Here is a 240-nt window from a genome sequence, read left to right on the forward strand (position 1 = left end):
GCCGCGGTCGTAGAGCAGGTTGAACTCCACATAGCGCCCGCGCCGGACGAGTTGCTCCTCGCGCTGCGCCTCCGTCCAGGGCTTGGCGAAGTTGGCGCGCATGATGCGCGGATAGGCGTCGAGGAAGGCGCGGCCCACATCCTGCGTGAAGGCAAGCCCCGCGTCCCAGCCGCCCTCTGCCTCCGACGGCGTCAGGTAGTCGTAGAAGATGCCGCCCACCCCGCGCATCTCCTTGCGATG

At 68.8% G+C, this 240-nt stretch carries 1 protein-coding gene; it reads right to left on the minus strand.

The features are described 5' to 3' along the window. Positions 1-228: coproporphyrinogen III oxidase (locus ACZ3GY_RS24735; RefSeq protein ID WP_465912461.1), on the minus strand; the 228-nt coding region annotated here is incomplete at its 3' end. Between the last annotated feature and the right edge of the window lie 12 nt (positions 229-240).

Source organism: Pseudomonas sp. PME37.24/006, from assembly GCF_055556635.1.